General features: G+C 74.0%; 15 protein-coding genes. 11 read left to right on the forward strand and 4 right to left on the reverse strand.

From position 1 onward, the window contains the following. Nucleotides 1–144: 144 nt before the first annotated feature. Entirely contained in the window at nucleotides 145–1,317 is a 1,173-nt protein-coding gene (gene sucC / locus CRP52_RS19295; protein ID WP_097237534.1) for an ADP-forming succinate--CoA ligase subunit beta, read from the forward strand. 18 nt (nucleotides 1,318–1,335) lie between these two features. Continuing rightward, nucleotides 1,336–2,226, forward strand: coding sequence for a succinate--CoA ligase subunit alpha (gene sucD, locus CRP52_RS19300; protein ID WP_097237535.1), 891 nt, complete (start codon nucleotides 1,336–1,338; stop codon nucleotides 2,224–2,226). 105 nt (nucleotides 2,227–2,331) lie between these two features. Here the strand turns inward: sucD and CRP52_RS19305 are convergent, their stop codons facing one another. After that, nucleotides 2,332–4,257 carry a sigma factor-like helix-turn-helix DNA-binding protein gene (locus CRP52_RS19305; protein WP_097237536.1) on the reverse strand — a complete coding sequence of 642 codons (1,926 nt, stop codon included), beginning with the start codon at nucleotides 4,255–4,257 and terminating at the stop codon, nucleotides 2,332–2,334. Nucleotides 4,258–4,389: 132 nt separating this feature from the next. Between CRP52_RS19305 and CRP52_RS37050 the strand changes: the two genes are divergently transcribed. Beyond that, nucleotides 4,390–5,838 (forward strand): cell division protein PerM, encoded by a 1,449-nt coding sequence (locus CRP52_RS37050; protein WP_101948211.1) that lies wholly within the window; start codon nucleotides 4,390–4,392, stop codon nucleotides 5,836–5,838. Nucleotides 5,839–5,862: 24 nt separating this feature from the next. Here the strand turns inward: CRP52_RS37050 and CRP52_RS19315 are convergent, their stop codons facing one another. Beyond that, nucleotides 5,863–6,546 (reverse strand): hypothetical protein, encoded by a 684-nt coding sequence (locus tag CRP52_RS19315; RefSeq protein WP_097237537.1) that lies wholly within the window; start codon nucleotides 6,544–6,546, stop codon nucleotides 5,863–5,865. Between the two features lie 417 nt (nucleotides 6,547–6,963). On the opposite strand from CRP52_RS19315, the gene purN reads away from it, so the two are divergent. Then, nucleotides 6,964–7,623: a phosphoribosylglycinamide formyltransferase gene (gene purN / locus CRP52_RS19320; RefSeq protein WP_097237538.1), complete on the forward strand. Its 660-nt coding sequence runs from the start codon at nucleotides 6,964–6,966 to the stop codon at nucleotides 7,621–7,623. Beyond that, the gene (gene purH / locus CRP52_RS19325) at nucleotides 7,620–9,197 is read left to right on the forward strand and encodes a bifunctional phosphoribosylaminoimidazolecarboxamide formyltransferase/IMP cyclohydrolase (RefSeq protein WP_097237539.1); all 1,578 of its coding nucleotides are present in this window, start codon (nucleotides 7,620–7,622) and stop codon (nucleotides 9,195–9,197) included. Before purN ends, purH begins: the two co-directional genes overlap by 4 nt. A gap of 113 nt (nucleotides 9,198–9,310) precedes the next feature. Here the strand turns inward: purH and CRP52_RS19330 are convergent, their stop codons facing one another. Further along, nucleotides 9,311–9,922 (reverse strand): hypothetical protein, encoded by a 612-nt coding sequence (locus CRP52_RS19330; protein ID WP_097237540.1) that lies wholly within the window; start codon nucleotides 9,920–9,922, stop codon nucleotides 9,311–9,313. Nucleotides 9,923–10,410: 488 nt separating this feature from the next. Between CRP52_RS19330 and CRP52_RS19335 the strand changes: the two genes are divergently transcribed. The 6 genes from CRP52_RS19335 to CRP52_RS19360 all read left to right on the forward strand — a co-directional run bounded on the left by CRP52_RS19335 (nucleotide 10,411) and on the right by CRP52_RS19360 (nucleotide 16,015). Continuing rightward, nucleotides 10,411–11,265 carry a bifunctional methylenetetrahydrofolate dehydrogenase/methenyltetrahydrofolate cyclohydrolase gene (locus CRP52_RS19335; RefSeq protein ID WP_097237541.1) on the forward strand — a complete coding sequence of 285 codons (855 nt, stop codon included), beginning with the start codon at nucleotides 10,411–10,413 and terminating at the stop codon, nucleotides 11,263–11,265. Between the two features lie 19 nt (nucleotides 11,266–11,284). Next, nucleotides 11,285–11,710, forward strand: coding sequence for a DUF3017 domain-containing protein (locus CRP52_RS19340; RefSeq protein WP_097237542.1), 426 nt, complete (start codon nucleotides 11,285–11,287; stop codon nucleotides 11,708–11,710). 212 nt (nucleotides 11,711–11,922) lie between these two features. Then, nucleotides 11,923–12,915 carry a malate dehydrogenase gene (locus CRP52_RS19345; RefSeq protein ID WP_097237543.1) on the forward strand — a complete coding sequence of 331 codons (993 nt, stop codon included), beginning with the start codon at nucleotides 11,923–11,925 and terminating at the stop codon, nucleotides 12,913–12,915. 164 nt (nucleotides 12,916–13,079) lie between these two features. Then, complete coding sequence (locus CRP52_RS19350) at nucleotides 13,080–14,405, forward strand: hemolysin family protein (protein WP_097237544.1); 1,326 nt, start codon at nucleotides 13,080–13,082, stop codon at nucleotides 14,403–14,405. 30 nt (nucleotides 14,406–14,435) lie between these two features. Next, complete coding sequence (gene trpS / locus CRP52_RS19355; RefSeq protein WP_097240190.1) at nucleotides 14,436–15,476, forward strand: tryptophan--tRNA ligase; 1,041 nt, start codon at nucleotides 14,436–14,438, stop codon at nucleotides 15,474–15,476. A 50-nt stretch (nucleotides 15,477–15,526) separates the two neighbouring features. Next, a complete protein-coding gene (locus tag CRP52_RS19360) occupies nucleotides 15,527–16,015 on the forward strand; it encodes a 2'-5' RNA ligase family protein (protein WP_257032640.1) in 489 nt (162 codons plus the stop codon). Between the two features lie 34 nt (nucleotides 16,016–16,049). Here CRP52_RS19360 and CRP52_RS19365 read toward each other — a convergent pair whose 3' ends face one another. Beyond that, nucleotides 16,050–18,557: a CDP-glycerol glycerophosphotransferase family protein gene (locus tag CRP52_RS19365; protein ID WP_143685784.1), complete on the reverse strand. Its 2,508-nt coding sequence runs from the start codon at nucleotides 18,555–18,557 to the stop codon at nucleotides 16,050–16,052. Between the last annotated feature and the right edge of the window lie 81 nt (nucleotides 18,558–18,638).

Consider the following 18,638-nt stretch of genomic DNA (forward strand, 5'->3'; position numbering starts at 1 on the left):
GTTGATTGACGTGTGCGCCCGTGGCTGTGTGGGCCGCAAGGCCGTACCTCTGCGTACCCGCACCGCCCCGACGACCCGCAGCGAAGATCCTGCCGTGGCACGCTCGTAGAGACACAATCCGCGACCACGAACAAGGACAAACACGTGGACCTGTTCGAGTACCAGGCGAGGGACCTCTTCGCCAAGCACGGTGTGCCCGTGCTTGACGGCGATGTCATCGAGACCGCCGCAGACGCTGCCGCCATCGCGGAGCGCTTCGGCGGCCGCGCCGTCGTCAAGGCTCAGGTGAAGGTGGGTGGCCGAGGCAAGGCCGGTGGCGTCAAGCTCGCCGCCGACCCGGCGGACGCCGTCGCCAAGGCCGAGCAGATCCTCGGCATGGACATCAAGGGCCACACCGTTCACAAGGTGATGCTGGCCCAGACCGCGGACATCAAGGACGAGTACTACGTCTCGTTCCTGCTGGACCGCACCAACCGCACCTTCCTGGCCATGGCCAGCGTCGAGGGCGGCGTGGAGATCGAGGTCGTCGCCGAGGAGAACCCCGACGCGCTCGCCAAGATCCCGGTCGACGCCAACGAGGGCTGCACCCCGGAGAAGGCCGCCGAGATCGTCGCCGCGGCGAAGTTCCCGGCCGAGGTCGCCGACCAGGTCGCCGAGGTCCTGCAGAAGCTGTGGACCGTCTTCATCAAGGAGGACGCCCTCCTCGTCGAGGTCAACCCGCTGATCAAGTCCGGTGACGGCAAGATCATCGCGCTCGACGGCAAGGTCTCCCTGGACGAGAACGCCGAGTTCCGCCAGCCCGAGCACGAGGCCCTGGAGGACAAGGCCGCGGCCAACCCGCTGGAGGCCGCCGCCAAGGCCAAGGGCCTGAACTACGTCAAGCTCGACGGCCAGGTCGGCATCATCGGCAACGGCGCGGGTCTCGTCATGAGCACCCTCGACGTGGTCGCCTACGCGGGCGAGAAGCACGGCGGCGTCAAGCCCGCCAACTTCCTCGACATCGGTGGCGGCGCCTCCGCCGAGGTCATGGCGAACGGCCTGGAGATCATCCTGGGCGACCCCGACGTCAAGTCGGTCTTCGTCAACGTCTTCGGCGGCATCACCGCGTGCGACGCGGTCGCCAACGGCATCGTGCAGGCCCTGGAGCTCCTGGCGAGCAAGGGCGAGAACGTCACCAAGCCGCTCGTCGTCCGCCTGGACGGCAACAACGCCGAGCTGGGTCGCAAGATCCTCGACGACGCCAACCACCCGCTGGTCCAGCGCGTGGACACCATGGACGGCGCCGCTGACCGCGCCGCCGAGCTGGCCAACAAGTAAGGAAGGGGACTTAACACCATGGCTATCTTCCTTACCAAGGACAGCAAGGTCATCGTCCAGGGCATGACCGGCGCCGAGGGCATGAAGCACACCCGCCGCATGCTCGCCTCCGGCACCCAGATCGTCGGCGGTGTCAACCCGCGCAAGGCCGGTACCACGGTCGACGTCGACGGCACCGAGATCCCGGTCTTCGGCTCTGTCGCCGAGGCGATGGAGAAGACCGGCGCCGACGTCTCCGTCCTCTTCGTGCCGCCGGCCTTCACCAAGGCCGCCGTCATCGAGGCCATCGACGCCGAGATCGGCCTGGCCGTCGTCATCACCGAGGGCGTCCCGGTGCACGACACCGCCGCCTTCTGGGCGTACGCCGGTTCGAAGGGCAACAAGACCCGGATCATCGGCCCGAACTGCCCCGGCCTGATCAGCCCCGGACAGTCGAACGCCGGCATCATCCCGGCCGACATCACCACCGCCGGCAAGATCGGTCTGGTCTCGAAGTCCGGCACCCTGACCTACCAGCTCATGTACGAGCTGCGCGACATCGGCTTCTCCTCGGCCGTGGGCATCGGCGGTGACCCGGTCATCGGCACCACCCACATCGACGCCCTCAAGGCCTTCCAGGAGGACGACGAGACCGAGATCATCGTGATGATCGGTGAGATCGGTGGCGACGCCGAGGAGCGTGCCGCGGCCTACATCGCCGAGCACGTCACCAAGCCGGTCGTCGGCTACGTCGCGGGCTTCACCGCCCCCGAGGGCAAGACCATGGGCCACGCCGGCGCCATCGTCTCCGGTTCCTCGGGCACCGCCCAGGCGAAGAAGGAGGCCCTGGAGGCCGCCGGTGTCAAGGTCGGCAAGACGCCGTCCGAGACCGCCCGCCTGGCCCGCGAGATCATCGCCGCCAAGGCCTGATCCCCGCACCGCGCGTGACGAGCGCCCCCGCCCTTCCCGGGCGGGGGCGCTCGCCGTTCCGACCGTGTCAGTCCGTTCCGACCGCGTCAGTCCGTTCCGACCGCGTCAGTGCCGTGGGCCCGTCGTGCACGGCAGCGGCGACCACAGCCGGCAGACCGTCGGCCCCTGCGGCGGCGGGGCCCCCGCACCCCGGGCCGCCGGCGGCAGCTCCCAGCGGGCGACCGCCTGCGCGTGCGGCTCCACCAGCACCGCCTCCAGACCCGGCGCCGGGCTGCACCACAGGCTGGTGATGCCGTTCGGCGCACCGCCCGGCGCCAGCGGTACGGCCGGCTCCTCTCCCTCGGCCGCGCGCAGGCACAGTGAGGGCGCCGGCGGGGCCGGCGGCCCGAACACCACCGCGGGCCGCACCCCCGCCAGGGTCGCCAGCGTCGCCCCGCCCACCGCCGCCGTCAGCAGCGCCGCCGCGCCCGTCCGGCTCGCCGTCCACAGCCGGTGCCGGGCCCGCAGCACCGGCACCGGCGACCGGTGCGGCTGCGGGCACCCGCGCACCGCCGCCCGGTGCAGCAGTCGGCTCAGCTCGTCCGCGAAGCCCGGCGCCGCCGGATCGGGCCCCACCAGGTCAGGCACCGACCGTGCCAGCGCCGCCCGGGCCGTCCACACCCGGCCCTCGGCGGCCGCCCGCGTCGACTCCACCTCCACCGCGATCGCCGCCGCCGGCAGCCCCAGCCCGTCGTGCAGCACCAGGGCCCGCCGCTGCGGCCGGGACAACCGCCGCAGGGCCTTCAGCAGCGCCCGGTCCCGGTCGGTCAGCCGGTCGTGGTCCGGCAGCACGGCCTGCGCCTCGTCGGCCGGCCGCACCCTGATCCGCCGGTGCGGCAGGGCCCAGGCGTGCGCCCGCCGCGGCCCGCCCCGGTGCCACGGCGACAGCGCCAACTCGCACGCCCGCACCCGCACCCACCCCTCCGGATCCCCCGACCGGGCCACCGCCCGCCAGCCCCGCCGGGCCTCCCCGAAGGCCCGCCGCACGCAGTGCACCGCCCGGTGTCGGCAGGCGGTCAGCAGGAACACCTGCTGTACCAGGCGGGTGTACGCCGACTCGTACAGCTCCTCGAAACTCCCCGCAGGGCGGCCGGCCGGGGCCGGAGGCACCGACTCCTGACGCTCGCGTGCGGCTGGTGCGGGCGGAGCCAGCTGCGCCATGGTGCCGTACCCTTCCGTCCCCGCGGGCTGCTGCCTCCCGCTGTCCGTCGTGGAATCCGGGGCCGCAGGCGCCGTGTCGCCACGCGCCTCCGCGCCCGCGGGCGTCGACTGCGCCCGCCCACCGCCGGAGGAGTGCTGCGACCCCTCGGCCATGGTGGCGGCCCGTTGCTCCGCAGCCACGTCGCCACGCTCCACCCCGCCCGCATGGCCCGCCTGCGGGCGTCCCCCACCGGGGGGAACCGCACCCTCGGGGGGCGTCGTACGGTCGGCAGCCGAGCGGCGCCGCTGCCTCCCCGTGGCCGGGGCGGGCTGCGGTGCGTCGTCCTGTTCGTCCGAGCCCGCCGCGGCGCTGTCCTGCGCCCGGCCGGTGTCGGTGCGCTCCGGCCGGGCCGCCGCGTGCCCGGGCGGGGGCGTGTGCGCCGTGTCCCCGCGCTCTCGGCGGGGCGGCCGCGCCGGCTGCTCCCCGTCCGCCCGGACGGACCCGCCGCCGGGGGCGGTGGCCGGCCGCCCGCCGACCGCGGCGGGCCCGAGGGAGGCCGGGGTGAGGCCGACGAAGTTCACCACCGTCGCGGTCGGCGGGTACGGCAGGGTGCCCGCGGCGAGGGTGACGGCCTCGGCCTCGGTGGGCACACCGAGCTTGCGCATGGCACGGCTGAGGTAGCTGCGGGCGGTGGCGGGGGTGATGCCGAGGACGGCAGCCGTGCGCGGGAGGTCGTGCCCGGCGGCGAGGTGGGCGAGGGTCTGGGCCTCACGGGGGGTCAGTTTCTGCAGCAGCTGGGCCGCGTCCCGATCAGGGCGTGCGGGGGAGTCGGCGGCGGGCGGTGTGGCCATCAGACGCTCCGGGCCGGGGCGCAGGCGGCTTGGGGGCAGGGTCTGAAAATGCGCATAAGCCAATAATCTGGGACACGGCGGCGGTTTGCCGCTTCACGGAGCATGGCGAGTCGCCTTGGCACCATGAGGCGCATGACGCAGTTGATGGGCCGTCCGATCCTGGAGGCGCCGGGGGAATTCGGCGGACGCCCCGCGCTGGCCGACCTGTTGGCGGGCGTACGGACGGCGCTGGTCGGCCTGGCGGTGGTCGGGGTGCCGGTGCTCGGGCTCTGGGTGATGACCCCGTACGCGGACGACGGTGCGGCCGCCGCCACCCGGTTGGCGGGGGTGCTCTGGCTGCTCGGGCACGGTGCACCGGTGCTACGCGGCGGCGCGGACGCCCCGCTGACGGTCACTCCGCTGCTGCTCGGCGCGCTGGCCGTGGTCCGGCTCCACCGGGCGGGCGCCGGGGTCGCGGCCCGGCGCGGGCTGCGTTCGCGCTGGGGCGGCCCGGTGGCGCTGTGGGCGGGCTACTGCGCGGTGGCCGTCGTGGTGGCACTGCACTGCGCGGGCGCCGGGCTGTTCCGCAGCCGGGTGCTGCTGGACGTGCTGGTGGTGGCACTGGTGGCGGCCCTGGCGACGGCCGCCGGAGTCCGCTCGGCGAAGCCCGCGGGCTCCGAGGAGGCCGCCGACTCCCCGCTGGACCGCCTCCCGCCGTCGTACCGGCCGGCCGGCGCTGCGCCGGTGGTGCGGGCCGCGGCGCTGACGGCCGGGGCGGGGCTGGTCGCGGCGGGCGGGCTGCTGGTAGTGGTGTCGGCGGTGTCCGACGCGCTGACCGGTGGTGGGCGCGGGATGACGCTGCTCGGGCGCGGGCCGGCCGCACTGCTGGGGCTGCTGCTGCTGGCGTTGGTGCTGCTGCCGAACGCGGTGCTGTGGGGCGCGGCGTACGCGCTGGGCCCCGGGTTCGTGGTGGGGGCGGGGACGGTGGTGTCGCCGGGCGGCGCCGTGCTCGGCCCGGTGCCGGAGTTCCCGCTGTTCGCCCTGCTGCCGGCCGACGGACCGGGCGGGTGGCGGCTGGCAGCGCTGGCGCTGCCGCTGCTGGCAGGCGTGGTGCCGGCGGTGCTGCTGGGCCGTGCGGCGGTGGGCCTGCGGCGCCCGCCCGGCGGACCCGGGGGAGCGGGCGGGGACGGGCCGGAGCCCTGGTCGCCCGCGGCGACGGCGGCGGCCGGCCTGGCGGCGGCGCTGTCGCTCGGGGCGGGGGCGGCCGTGCTGGGCTGGTTGTCGGGCGGGGCGCTGGCCGGCGGGCGGATGGCCTGGCTGGGGCCGGTGCCGTGGTGGACGGGCCTGGCGGCGGCGGGCTGGTTCGCGCTGGTGGCCGTGCCGGGCGCGCTGCTGGTCCGGCACCGCGGGCTCGCCCCGGCCGGGCAGCCGACGCGGCCGACGCTCGGTCCGGCGGACGGTCAGAGCGCGTACGCCCGGCTCGGGTGGCAGGCGCGCCGGAGCGCGCTGCGGCTGCGCGCCGGGACGTACGCCCTCGTGCTGCGGCTGTCCCGGCCGGTCCGCGCCGACGGAGGCCCGGACGCCGGCGACCCGGTGGACTGACGGAGGATCGACAAGGGCCGGCGGTTACTCGGTGTTCCCGGTGAAGTCCACGTACCACTGCGGCGCGTAGCGGTCGCAGTTCTCGGCGCCGACGGCGGTCAGCGAGTCCTGCACGCAGGTGACGTAGTCGCGGTAGTAGTACCCGAGGCCGATCACCGAGGTGGCGACCACGATGGTCATCGCGCCGGTCAGGATCCCGGCGAGCGCGGCCGGGGTGAGCGGGTTCGGCGCCGCGGCCCCGGGCACCGGACCGACCGGACCGACCGGACCGACCGGACCGACCGGACCGACCGGGCCGCTCTGGCCGGCGGGCGCGGCGGCGGCCGCGGCGGGCCGGGGGCTGCGCAGCGCGCCGATGCCCCAGACGATGCCGAGCACCCCGACGAGCAGCGCGATCCAGTGGAAGCCCGCGAAGAGGCAGACCAGCGCGAACGGCCCGGCCAGCGCGGCGTTGCGAGCGCGGCGGTGGGCCGGGTTGGCGGGGTCGAGCCGGGGCGGCTGCGGGGCCGGCGGCCGCTGGCCGGGCCGGCCGTCGCCCTGGCCGGAACCCCACGGCGGCGGCAGCTGCGGGCGCTCACCGCCCTGGCCGCCGGTGCCGTCCTGGCCCTCGCCGGTCCAGGGGCTGCGCGGCTGCCACGGCTGGTCCGGGGCATCCGCCGGCGGCGGAGCGAAGGGGTTGCGCTCGCCGGTGTCGTCGCCGCTGCTCATGGGTTCAGCCAATCCTTGTCGGTCGGGACTCGGTCGTCGCGGTCTCCCGCGCTCCCCAATGATCCCGCAGTCGTTCGTCGGCCCATCGGCGGCCTCTGCCCGGAGCCTGGCGGGACGTGTTCCGGGCGCCCGGTCGGGCCCGTGGGCTTGCGGGTGCGACTCCGGCTCCGGCGGCAACTCCGGTGCGGCGGGCCCGAGGAGATCCCCGTCTCAACTACGCGCGTAGCGCCACCGGGAGGGTTCGGAGGCCGTCCGACCAGCCGTTATCGTGGTGACGGTCAGCAGCTCACAGGTTCCCGGGGCCCGCGTCGCGGCGGGTTCTCCTGGTGTTCCCCCTCGCTCGACCTGCCGTTCGTAGTGGCCCCACCACCGGTGGACGTACCAGCGGACGGCGCCCGACCTACGGAGAATCGCGCAGTGGCCGCCGCCCCCGCCCAGCACTTCCCGCCCCGTACGCCCGGACCGGCCCGCCTGGTGGTGCTGGTCTCCGGTTCCGGCACCAACCTGCAGGCGCTGATCGAGGCCGTTGCGGACCCGGCGTACGGCGCCGAGATCCTCGCCGTGGGCGCCGACCGGGACGGGATCGCCGGTCTGGAGCGTGCCGAGGCGGCGGGCCTGCCGACCTTCGTGCACCGGGTGAAGGACCACCCGGACCGCGCCGCCTGGGACCGCGCGCTGACCGCCTCGGTCGCCGAGTACGAGCCGGACCTGGTGGTCACGGCCGGTTTCATGAAGATCCTCGGCCCCGAGTTCATCGCCGCCTTCGCCGGGCGGATCGTCAACACCCACCCCGCACTGCTGCCGTCCTTCCCCGGTGCCCACGGCGTCACCGACGCGCTCGCGTACGGCGTGAAGGTCACCGGCTGCACCGTCCACCTGGTCGACGCCGGCGTGGACACCGGGCCGATCATCGCGCAGGGCGTCGTCGAGGTCGTCGACGCCGACCACGCCGATGGCGGCGAAGCGCTGCACGAGCGCATCAAGACTGTCGAGCGCAAGCTGCTCGTCGACGTCGTGGGCCGGCTGGCCCGCGAAGGTCACCGCATCGAGGACCGAAAGGTATGGATTCCGGCATGAGCGCCGCCTCCACCACGCCCCCTGTCTCCGAGAACGTCCGGCCGATCCGCCGCGCGCTGATCAGCGTGTACGACAAGACCGGTCTGGAGGAGCTGGCCCAGGGCCTGCACGCCGCCGGTGTCGCCATCGTCTCCACCGGCTCCACCGCCGGCCGGATCGCCGCCGCCGGCGTCCCGGTGACCGAGGTCTCCGAGCTGACCGGCTTCCCGGAGTGCCTGGACGGGCGGGTGAAGACCCTGCACCCGCGCGTGCACGCCGGTGTGCTGGCCGACCTGCGCCTGGAGTCGCACCGCGCGCAGCTGGCCGAGCTGGGCGTCGAGCCCTTCGACCTGGTCGTGGTGAACCTCTACCCGTTCAAGGCCACCGTCGCCTCCGGCGCCACTCCGGACGAGTGCGTCGAGCAGATCGACATCGGCGGCCCGAGCATGGTCCGCGCCGCCGCCAAGAACCACCCCTCGGTGGCCGTCGTGGTCGACCCGGCCCGCTACGGCGACGTGCTGACGGCCGTCCGCGAGGGCGGCTTCGACCTGGCCACCCGCAAGCGCCTGGCCGGTGCCGCGTTCGCCCACACCGCCGCCTACGACGTGGCCGTCGCCTCCTGGTTCGAGGCCGGCTACGCGCCGAGCGACGCGGACTTCCCCGAGTTCCTGGGCGCGACCTGGGAGCGGCAGAACGTGCTGCGCTACGGCGAGAACCCGCACCAGGGCGCCGCGCTGTACAGCGACGGCACCGGCGGCCTGGCCGGCGCGCAGCAGCTGCACGGCAAGGAGATGTCGTACAACAACTACGTCGACACCGACGCCGCCCGCCGCGCCGCGTACGACCACGCCGAGCCGGCCGTCGCGATCATCAAGCACGCCAACCCGTGCGGCATCGCGACCGGCGCCGACGTCGCCGAGGCGCACCGCAAGGCGCACGAGTGCGACCCGGTCTCCGCGTACGGCGGCGTGATCGCCGTCAACCGCCCGGTCACCGTCGCGCTGGCCGAGCAGATCGCCCCGATCTTCACCGAGGTCGTCGTGGCCCCCGGCTACGAGGAGGGCGCCCTGGAGGTGCTGACCCGCAAGAAGAACCTGCGGGTGCTGCTCGCCCCCGAGGCTCCGGTCAACCGCCAGGAGGTGCGCCCGATCTCCGGCGGCGTGCTGCTGCAGGACGCGGACCGGGTGCACGCCGAGGGCGACGACCCGGCGAACTGGACGCTCGCCACCGGTGAGGCGCTCTCCGCGGCCGAGCTGGCCGAGCTGGCCTTCGCCTGGCGGGCCTGCCGGGCCGTCAAGTCCAACGCGATCCTGCTGGCCAAGGACGGCGCCTCGGTCGGCGTCGGCATGGGCCAGGTCAACCGGGTCGACTCCTGCAAGCTCGCGGTCGAGCGCGCCGGGGAGCGGGCCAAGGGCGCGTACGCGGCCTCGGACGCCTTCTTCCCGTTCGCGGACGGCCCGGCGATCCTGATCGCGGCCGGTGTCCGGGCCATCGTCCAGCCGGGCGGTTCGATCCGGGACGAGGAGGTCGTCGCGGCGGCCGCCGAGGCAGGCGTGACCATGTACTTCACCGGCGCGCGGCACTTCTTCCACTGAGCCCGCTGAGCCCGCTGAGCCCACTGGGCCCGCTGAAGCCATGACGCCATGACAGAGCGGCCCGGCCCCCTCCGAGGAGGGAGCCGGGCCGCTCTCGTCATGTTACGGACCGGTCAGTACCGCGGCCGGTTGAACCAGGCCACGCCGTCCCGGGTGCTCATCGCGATGATCCAGATGAGGCAGATCGCGATCCACAGCACGCCGACGATCACGCCGAACCCGGCACCACCGTTGGCCTGGGCGCTCCCGGTGACCGCGCCGGCCAGCACGAGCAGGCCGAGCAGCAGGGCGATCGAGCCGTACACGATGGTGGTGATCCGGGTCGCCGGACCGCCCTTGCCGAACTTCGCGCCGAGCGTGATGGAGAGCACCGCGGCGAGCAGGTACACGACCCCGAGGACCAGCAGGACGCCGGCCGCGGCGTTGCCGAAGATCGCGGTGTCACTGCTCGTGCTGTGCTCGTTGGCGACCTTCTTGGCGCCCGCGGCCACGATGATCAGGAAGCCCGCGAGCAGGACCTGCACACCACCCACGACGAACAGCAGCACCCGGCTGGTCATCACCAGGCCCGGCATGGACGGCGGCTGGGCCACCGGCGGGTAGCCGTAGCCCGGCGCCGCCGGCGGGTAGCCGTAGGCGGCCGGCGGGGCCTGCTGCGGGTAGCCGTAGCCGGGGGCGGCCGGCGGCTGGCCGTACGGGTTGTTCGGGTCGGGCGGGTAACTCATGGATGCCTCCGGGCAGTTACGGGGACGCGGGGACGGGACGGCGGAGGCCCCGGTTGCGGTCGCGAGTCGGGTCGACGACGGAACGGGACGGTATCCGGGCGCAGTGACAGCCCGGCGGCGGTGACGGGCGGTACGGCCGGTCCGGCGGCCGGCTCAGCAGTGCGGTGGACGGGCGAGCCCGGACCGGGACGGACGCGGCGCGGTGAAGGCGGCGCGACGGCGCGCGGGCTGCTCGGTCTGCTGTGGTCGGATCACTGGCTCTTTCCCCCGGGAACGCCCCGCCGCGGGATCCGTCGGCCCGTCACCGGGCCGGATCGCGGCGGGAATGCCCGCTTATCGTGATCCGGACGGCCGCGCCCTGTCCAGCCGGTTCCCGGGCCGGGCCGAGACTGTGGCGCAACCGCAACGTCGCCCCGACCTTCCGTACCCGTCCGATCTCCGGGCCGACCGTGGTACGGCGACCTGTCGCGATCCGGGAGAATGGGGTCATGACTGCCCAGATTCTCGATGGCAAGGCCACCGCCGCCGCGATCAAGTCCGAACTCGCCGCCCGCGTGGCGGCCCTCAAGGCGAAGGGCGTCACGCCCGGCCTCGGTACCGTCCTGGTCGGCGACGACCCGGGCAGCCGCTGGTACGTGAACGGGAAGCACAAGGACTGCGCCGAGGTCGGCATCGCCTCGATCCAGCGCGAGCTGCCCGCCACCGCCACCCAGGAGGACGTCGAGAACGTCGTCCGCGAGCTCAACGCCGACCCCTCCTGCACCGGCTACATCGTCCAGCTGCCGCTGCCCAAGGGCCTGGACCAGAACCCGGTCCTGGAGCTGATGGACCCGGACAAGGACGCGGACGGCCTGCACCCGACCTCCCTCGGCCGGCTCGCCCTGGGCATCGACGGCCCGCTGCCCTGCACCCCGCTGGGCATCGTCGAGCTGCTGCGCCGCCACGACGTCGAGATCGACGGCGCCGAGGTGGTCGTGGTCGGCCGCGGCATCACCGTCGGCCGCTCCATCGGCCTGCTGCTGACCCGCCGCAGCGAGAACGCCACGGTGACCCTGTGCCACACCGGCACCCGGGACCTCAGCGCCCACCTGCGCAAGGCCGACATCATCGTGGCCGCCGCCGGCGTGCCGCACCTGGTCAAGCCCGAGGACGTCAAGCCGGGCGCGGCGGTGCTGGACGTGGGCGTCAGCCGCAGCGAGGGCAAGATCGTCGGCGACGTCCACCCCGGCGTGGCCGAGGTGGCCGGCTGGATCTCCCCCAACCCCGGCGGCGTGGGCCCGATGACCCGCGCGATGCTGCTCAACAACATCGTCGAGGCGGCCGAGCGCCGCGCCGGCATCTGACACCCCAGGGACGGCGAGCATGACTGAACCGCGACCGGCGCGGTCCCGGCGCAGGCCGGTCAAGACCACCGGCACCATGCCGCCCGAGGGCTCGGCCTCGGCCCTCGGACGCGACCACGCCCTGCCGGTGCGGCAGTGGCCGATAACGCTGGTCCTGCTGGTCGTCGGCGCCGGCCTCGCGGTCACCTGGCTCGCCGACTCCAAGGACGGCTTCAAGTACGGGCTGCTGATCCTCGGCGGCGGCGTGCTGCTGGGCGCGGTGCTGCGCCTGGTGCTGCCCGAGGTCGGGATGCTGGCGGTGCGCAGCCGGTTCACGGACGTCATCGTGCTGACCTTCCTGGGCGCCTCGATCGTGCTGCTGACCCTGGTCGCGCAGCCGAACCCGTGGCTGCAGATCCCGCTGCTCGACAACATCGGCCAGCTGATGGGCCGGTCCAGGCACTGACCGGCCCGTCCGCCGACCGGCTCCCCGCGGCCCCCGCCCGACCCAGGGCGGGGGCCGCGGTGCGTCTGTGACGCATCAGCCAGGACGGAACCCGCGGCGTACGCTTCCCTTTGCGATAACCTGACGCCGGTCTCTCGATGTCGAGAGAACATCCTCGGCTCCAGCGCGCCGGTGTGCCTGGGGCACCTGGCGATTTGCTGGAGAAGGTAGAAATGACCCGCACCCCCGTCAACGTCACCATCACCGGAGCGGCCGGCCAGATCGGCTACGCGCTGCTCTTCCGCATCGCCTCGGGCCACCTGCTCGGTGCCGACGTGCCGGTGAACCTGCGCCTCCTGGAGATCCCGCAGGGCCTGAAGGCCGCCGAGGGCACCGCCATGGAGCTCGTCGACTGCGCCTTCCCGCTGCTGCGCGACATCACCATCACCGACAAGCCGGCCGAGGCCTTCGACGGCGCCAACGTCGCGCTGCTGGTCGGCGCCCGCCCGCGCACCGCCGGCATGGAGCGCGGCGACCTGCTGCAGGCCAACGGCGGCATCTTCGGCCCGCAGGGCAAGGCCATCAACGACCACGCCGCGGACGACATCAAGGTCCTGGTCGTCGGCAACCCGGCCAACACCAACGCCCTGATCGCCCAGCGCAACGCCCCGGACGTCCCGGCCGAGCGCTTCACCGCGATGACCCGCCTGGACCACAACCGCGCCGTCGGCCAGCTGTCCGCCAAGACCGGCGCCCTGGTCTCCGACATCAAGCGCGTCACCATCTGGGGCAACCACTCCGCGACCCAGTACCCGGACATCTTCCAGGCCGAGGTCGCCGGCAAGCCGGCCTTCGAGGCCGTCGGCAGCGACCTGGCCTGGCTGGAGAACGACTTCATCCCGACCGTCGCCAAGCGCGGCGCCGCCATCATCGAGGCCCGCGGCGCCTCCTCGGCCGCCTCGGCCGCCAACGCCGCCATCGACCACGTGTACACCTGGGTCAACGGCACCGCCGAGGGCGACTGGACCTCCATGGGTGTCGTCTCCGACGGCTCCTACGGCGTCCCGGCCGGCCTGATCTCCTCCTTCCCGGTCACCACCAAGGACGGCAAGTTCGAGATCGTCCAGGGCCTGGAGATCTCCGACTTCTCGCGCGCCCGCATCGACGCCTCGGTCAAGGAGCTGACCGAGGAGCGCGACGCGGTCCAGGAGCTCGGCCTCATCTGAGCCCCCCGCACCGGTTTTCCGACGGCCCGCCGCCTCCCTCCCGGGGAAGCGGCGGGCCGTCGCTGTTGCTCGCCCGCTCGCGAGTGTCCGGGCTCGGGGCGGGGCTCGCCCGCTCGGGGCTGCGGGCCAGCCCCCGCGCGCCGGCCGCCCTACACTGGCCCGCTGTGAACGAAACCCTCGGGGACGCCGCGCTCGTCCTCGTCTTCATCCTGCTGGGCGGCCTGTTCAACGTCGCCGAGATCTCGCTGATCTCGCTGCGCGAGGGCCAGATCCGGACGCTGGAGGCGCGCGGCACCCGGCGCTCGGCCCGGGCCGCGCACCTGGCCGCCGACCCGAACCGCTTCCTGGCCGCCGTCCAGGTCGGGGTGACCTGCATGGGCTTCCTGTCCGCCGCCTTCGGCGCGGACACCCTGGCCGGCAAGGTCGCCCCGGTGTTCGTCCGGGCGGGCCTGACCGAGGGCGTGGCCGACGCGGTCGCCCTGGTCAGCCTCACCCTGGTGATCAGCTACGTCTCGCTGGTGCTCGGCGAGCTGACGCCCAAGCGGATCGGCCTGCAGCGCGCCGAGTCCATCGCCGTCATCGCCGCGCCCGTGGTGGACGTGATGTCGGTCGTGCTGCGCCCGGCGATCTGGCTGCTCGGCCACTCCACCAACCTGATGGTCCGCATGCTCGGCGGGGATCCGACCGCCGGCCGTGGCTCGATGAGTTCCGAGGAGCTGCGCGGCCTGGTCGCCACCAACACCGAACTCGGCAGCGACGAACGGGCGTTGATCGCCGATGTGTTCGCCGCCGGGGAGCGCCAGCTGCGCGAGGTGATGGTCCCGCGCACCGAGGTGACCTTCCTGGACGCCGAGCGCCCGCTGGCCGCCGTACGGCAGCAGGCCGACACCTCGCCGCACTCGCGCTACCCGGTGGTCGAGGGCAGCGCCGACGCGGTGGTCGGCTTCGTCCACGTCCGCGACCTGTACGGCGCTCGCGGCGAGCAGGCCGCCAAGGTGCGCGACCTGGCCCGCCCGGTGAAGCTGCTGCCCGGCACCAAGCGGGTGCTGGAGGCGATGGGGGAGATGCGCCGCGAGGGCCACCACCTGGCCATCGTGGTGGACGAGTACGGCGGCACCGCCGGGATCGTCACCCTGGAGGACCTGGTCGAGGAGGTGATCGGCGAGATCCGGGACGAGTACGACCGGCCGGAGTCCGCCCCCACCCGTCGGCTGGCCGGCGGCGGCATGGAGCTGGACGGCCTGCTCAACCTCGGCGACTTCGCGGAGGAGACCGGCGTCACCCTGCCCGAGGGCCCGTACGAGACGGTGGCCGGCTGCCTGGTGGCCTCGCTCGGCCGGCTGCCCCGGGACGGCGACCAGGTCCGTGTCCCGCTGGAGGGCGGCGGCGGGGTGCTGCTGACGGTGGCCAAGGTCGAGGGCCGGCGGATCGCCCGGGTGAGGGTGAGTGCGGTCACACTGGCGGAACCTCCAGGGGCAGACGTTTCCTGAGCGACCGGTGGAACTGGAACAATGGCCCGCATGGTCAACGCAGCGGTCACTGGTCCGGTCAAGGACCGTCCCCGGGTGCTCTCCGGCATCCAGCCCACCTCCGGCTCGTTCCACCTCGGCAACTACCTGGGCGCGGTACGCCAGTGGGTCGACCTGCAGAAGGACAACGACGCCTTCTACATGGTCGTCGACCTGCACGCGATCACGGTGCCGCAGGACCCGGCGACGCTGCGCGAGAACACCCGGATCTCCGCCGCCCAGCTGCTCGGCGCCGGCCTGGACCCGGACCGCTGCACGCTCTTCATCCAGTCGCACGTGCCCGAGCACGCGCAGCTCGGCTGGGTGATGAACTGCCTCACCGGCTTCGGCGAGGCCTCCCGGATGACCCAGTTCAAGGACAAGTCCTCCCGGTACGGCGCCGAGAGCACCACGGTCGGCCTGTTCACCTACCCGATCCTGCAGATCGCGGACATCCTGCTCTACCAGGCGGACGCCGTCCCGGTCGGCGAGGACCAGCGCCAGCACGTGGAGATCACCCGCGACATCGCCGAGCGCTTCAACACCCGCTACAGCCCCACCTTCACGGTGCCGAAGCCGTACATCCTCAAGGAGACGGCGAAGATCCAGGACCTCCAGGACCCGGGCATCAAGATGAGCAAGTCGGCCTCCTCGCCCAAGGGCCTGGTGAGCCTGCTGGACGACCCGAAGGCCAGCGCCAAGAAGTTCAAGAGCGCCGTCACCGACACCGACACCGTCGTCTCCTACGACGAGGAGGGGAAGCCGGGCGTCTCCAACCTGCTGCGCATCCACTCCGCGCTCAGCGGCCGGCCGGTCGACCAGCTGGTCGAGCACTTCGAGGGCAAGATGTACGGCGCCCTGAAGACCGAGCTGGCCGAGCTGTTCACCGACTGGGTCACCCCCTTCCAGGAGCGCACCCGCACCTTCCTGGACGACCCGGCCGAGCTGGACCGGGTGCTGGCGATCGGCGCCGACAAGGCCCGCGAGGTGGCGTCGGCGACGCTGGAGACGGTGTACGACCGGATCGGCTTCCTCCCGGCCGCCAAGCGGTGACTCCCCTCACACGCCTGCCCGATGGTGAGCTGATCACCATCGGCGTGTCCGTGAGCGTTCCGGACCCGTACGGCGCGGCGATCCAGGACGCCCGCGCCGGGCACGGCGATCCGCTGGCCCGGTCGATACCGACGCACGTCACCCTGCTGCCGCCGACCGAGGTGCCGGCCGAGGCGCTGCCGAAGATCGAGGAGCACCTGGCGGCGGTGGCGGCCGCGCACCGGCCGTTCCGGATGCTGCTGCGCGGCAGCGGGACCTTCCGCCCGGTGTCGCCGGTGGTGTTCGTCCGGGTCGAGGAGGGTGCGCAGGAGTGCCGGCTGCTGGAGGCGGACGTCCGCTCCGGCCCGCTGGCCCGCGAGCTGGCCTTCCCGTACCACCCGCACGTGACGGTCGCCCACGGGTTGCCGGACGACGTGCTGGACCAGGCGTACGAGCAGGCCCGCGGCTTCCGGGCGGCCTTCTCGGTGCCGGGCTTCGGCCTCTCCCGCTTCGACGCGGACGAGGTCTGGCGGCCCTGGCGGGGCTACTCGTTCGGCTGAGCCGCCTGAACCTCCGTCCGCGCCCCGGCTCGAACTACTCTGCGGCCAGCCCGAGTTCGAGCATCCGGTCGACCACCCGCCGCGCCGCGCCGCCGTCGTCCAGGGCGCAGTGCCCGGCCCGGAACCGCCGGTAGCGCTCGGTGTAGCCGGGCGGCAGGGCGGCGCCGCCGTCGGCGAGTGCGCGCAGCGCGCCGAGCAGTTCGGCGGAGGTCGTCACCAGCGGGCCGGGGGCGTTCGACTCGAAGTCGAAGTAGAAGCCGCGCAGGGTGTCGCGGTAGTGCTCCAGGTCGTAGGTGAAGAAGTACATCGGGCGGCCGGTGATCGCGAAGTCGAACATGATCGACGAGTAGTCGGTCACCAGCGCGTCCGCGACGAGCAGCAGCTCCTGCGGGTCGGGGTAGTCCCCGCAGTCGTAGCGGAAGCCGTCGCCGGCGCCCGGCAGCGGTTCGCGCACGTGGGCGTGCGGGCGGACGAGCAGCACGTGGTCCTCGCCGAGCAGGCGCCGGGCGTGGTCGAGGTCCAGTCGCAGGTCGAGCCGGAAGCCGTCGCCGTCGCCGCGCTGCTGGTCCTCGCGCCAGGTCGGCGCGTACAGCACGATCCGCTTGCCGTCGGGGATGCCGAGCCGGCGGCGGACGGCCGCGGCGGTCCGCCCGTCCGGGCGGGCGAGCACGTCGCCCCGCGGGTAGCCGGACTCCAGCACCTCGCCGCCGTACCGGAAGGCGCGCCGCAGGATCGGGGTGGCGAACGGGCTGGGGGAGAGCAGCAGGCTCCACTGCGGGGTCTCCCGGTCGAGCGCCGCCAGGTAGCCGTGGTCGGCCAGCCAGGGGTTCTCGACGTCGTGGGCGATCCGCTTGAGCGGCGAGCCGTGCCAGGTCTGCACGACGACCTGGCCGGGGCGGCGCTCCAGGAAGTCGGGGAAGTGCGTGTTGCCGACCAGGTAGCGGCAGGTGGCCAGCGCCCGGTACCACTCCGGGCTCCAGATCCGGACCGGGGTGACCCCGGCCGGCACCTCGGCCTGGGCGTCGTCGACCACCCACAGGTGCTCCAGCGGTGCGCCGCGGCGCGCGAGTTCGACGTGCACCGCGCGCGGGGAGTCGGCGTAGCCGCGGCCGCCGAACACGTCGTACAGCACCGCCTCGCGCAGCGGTTCGCGGCGGGCGGCCGGGTACTGCCCGGTGCGCAGGCGGTGCTGCGTCCAGGCGCTGCGTTCGGCGGCGGTGAGCACCGGGGTGGAGTCCACCAGCAGGGTGTCGTTCCAGCGGCGCTGCAGCAGGAGGGTCTTGCCGCCGACGGTGGTGGCGGCGGGGACGGCGGCCAGCGCGGCGGGGGCGGCGAGCAGCGGTCGGCCGGGGCCGGTGCGGTCGGCCGGTTCCAGCGCGGCCTGCCAGATGCCCTTGCGCAGCGGCAGCGCGGCGCCGTCGGAGCCGGTGCGGGTGGCGGGCACCCGGGCCCGGAACCGGCCGTCCGGGGCGCTCTCGACCGGGGTGCGGACCTCGCTCGCGGTGCCGGAGTGCCGCAGCACCAGCTCCAGCCGGTCGGGAGCCTGGGCCGGGCAGTGGCCGGACAGTTCGAAGCCGTCGGGCCGTACGGCGATCCGGTCGACCAGGCCGGCCGCGGGCTGGACGCAGACCTGGAGCCGGCCGTCGGCGAGGTGCTTGAGGTAGAGCACCCGGTCCGGGGTGTCGGGCAGCGGGTGCTGGCCGGCCACCGGGCCGCCGCGCTCGTCGAGGCAGAGCTGCTCGGTGCCGCCGTCGGGGCGCCGTAACTCGGCGTCCCAGTGCTCCAGTTCGCCGGTGCCGTGTCCTTCGGTGACGAACGGCCGGTACGGCAGGTGGGCGGTGAAGGTGTTGCCGGCGCGGGTGAGCGGCTGCTCGATCACCGCGTCGCTCTCCCGGTGGCGCAGCCGCAGCAGGGTGCCGGCGGGGCAGGAGTCGGCGACGCCGGTCAGGTCGAGCCCGACGGCGGTGCGGGCGGCCCGGGTGATCCGGACGGCGGGGCGCTCCAGGCGCAGGCGCAGCCGGCCGTCCTGGAAGCCCGGCTGGAGCCGGACGTCGTGGTCCACCCAGCGGGCCGTCGGGTACTCGCCGGAGCCGCACCAGTGCGGGGCGAGGGTGCCGTACTGGCGCCGCACCCGGGTGCGGCGGGGGCGGGTGAAGAGGGTGGTCTCGACCTGCCAGTCGCCGAGCAGCCAGCGGCCGTCGCGGCGCAGCCGGCCGGGCGCTATCAGGGCGGTGAAGCCGGACCAGTCGTGGTTGTACTCGGGCTGGGCGCTGTCGTCGGTGATCTCGGGCATCCTGCGCGGCGTGGAGCGCAGGTGCACCGGTGGCTCGCCGCCGCCGTGGCGCAGGGTCAGCCAGGTCCAGGCGGAGCCGGGCCGGCCGGTGTCCAGGTCGTCGGGGCGGGCGAAGCCGGTGAGTTCCAGGCCCCGGTCGTGCCAGTGCGCGCGTAGCAGCCCGAACACCGCGTCCCCGTCGCCGGCGGGGCGCCCGGCGGCGACCCGGGGAGCGGCGTGCGGCAGGACGAACCGGGTGAGCACAGGCATTTGCGCGAGGGGCCCTTCGGAATGGAAATCCATATCCCATCCGGAAATGCCACCCGGGTCAACTGCACGCTTTTTCGAATT

This window comes from Streptomyces sp. 1331.2, from assembly GCF_900199205.1.
Classification (GTDB): Bacteria; Actinomycetota; Actinomycetes; order Streptomycetales; family Streptomycetaceae; genus Kitasatospora.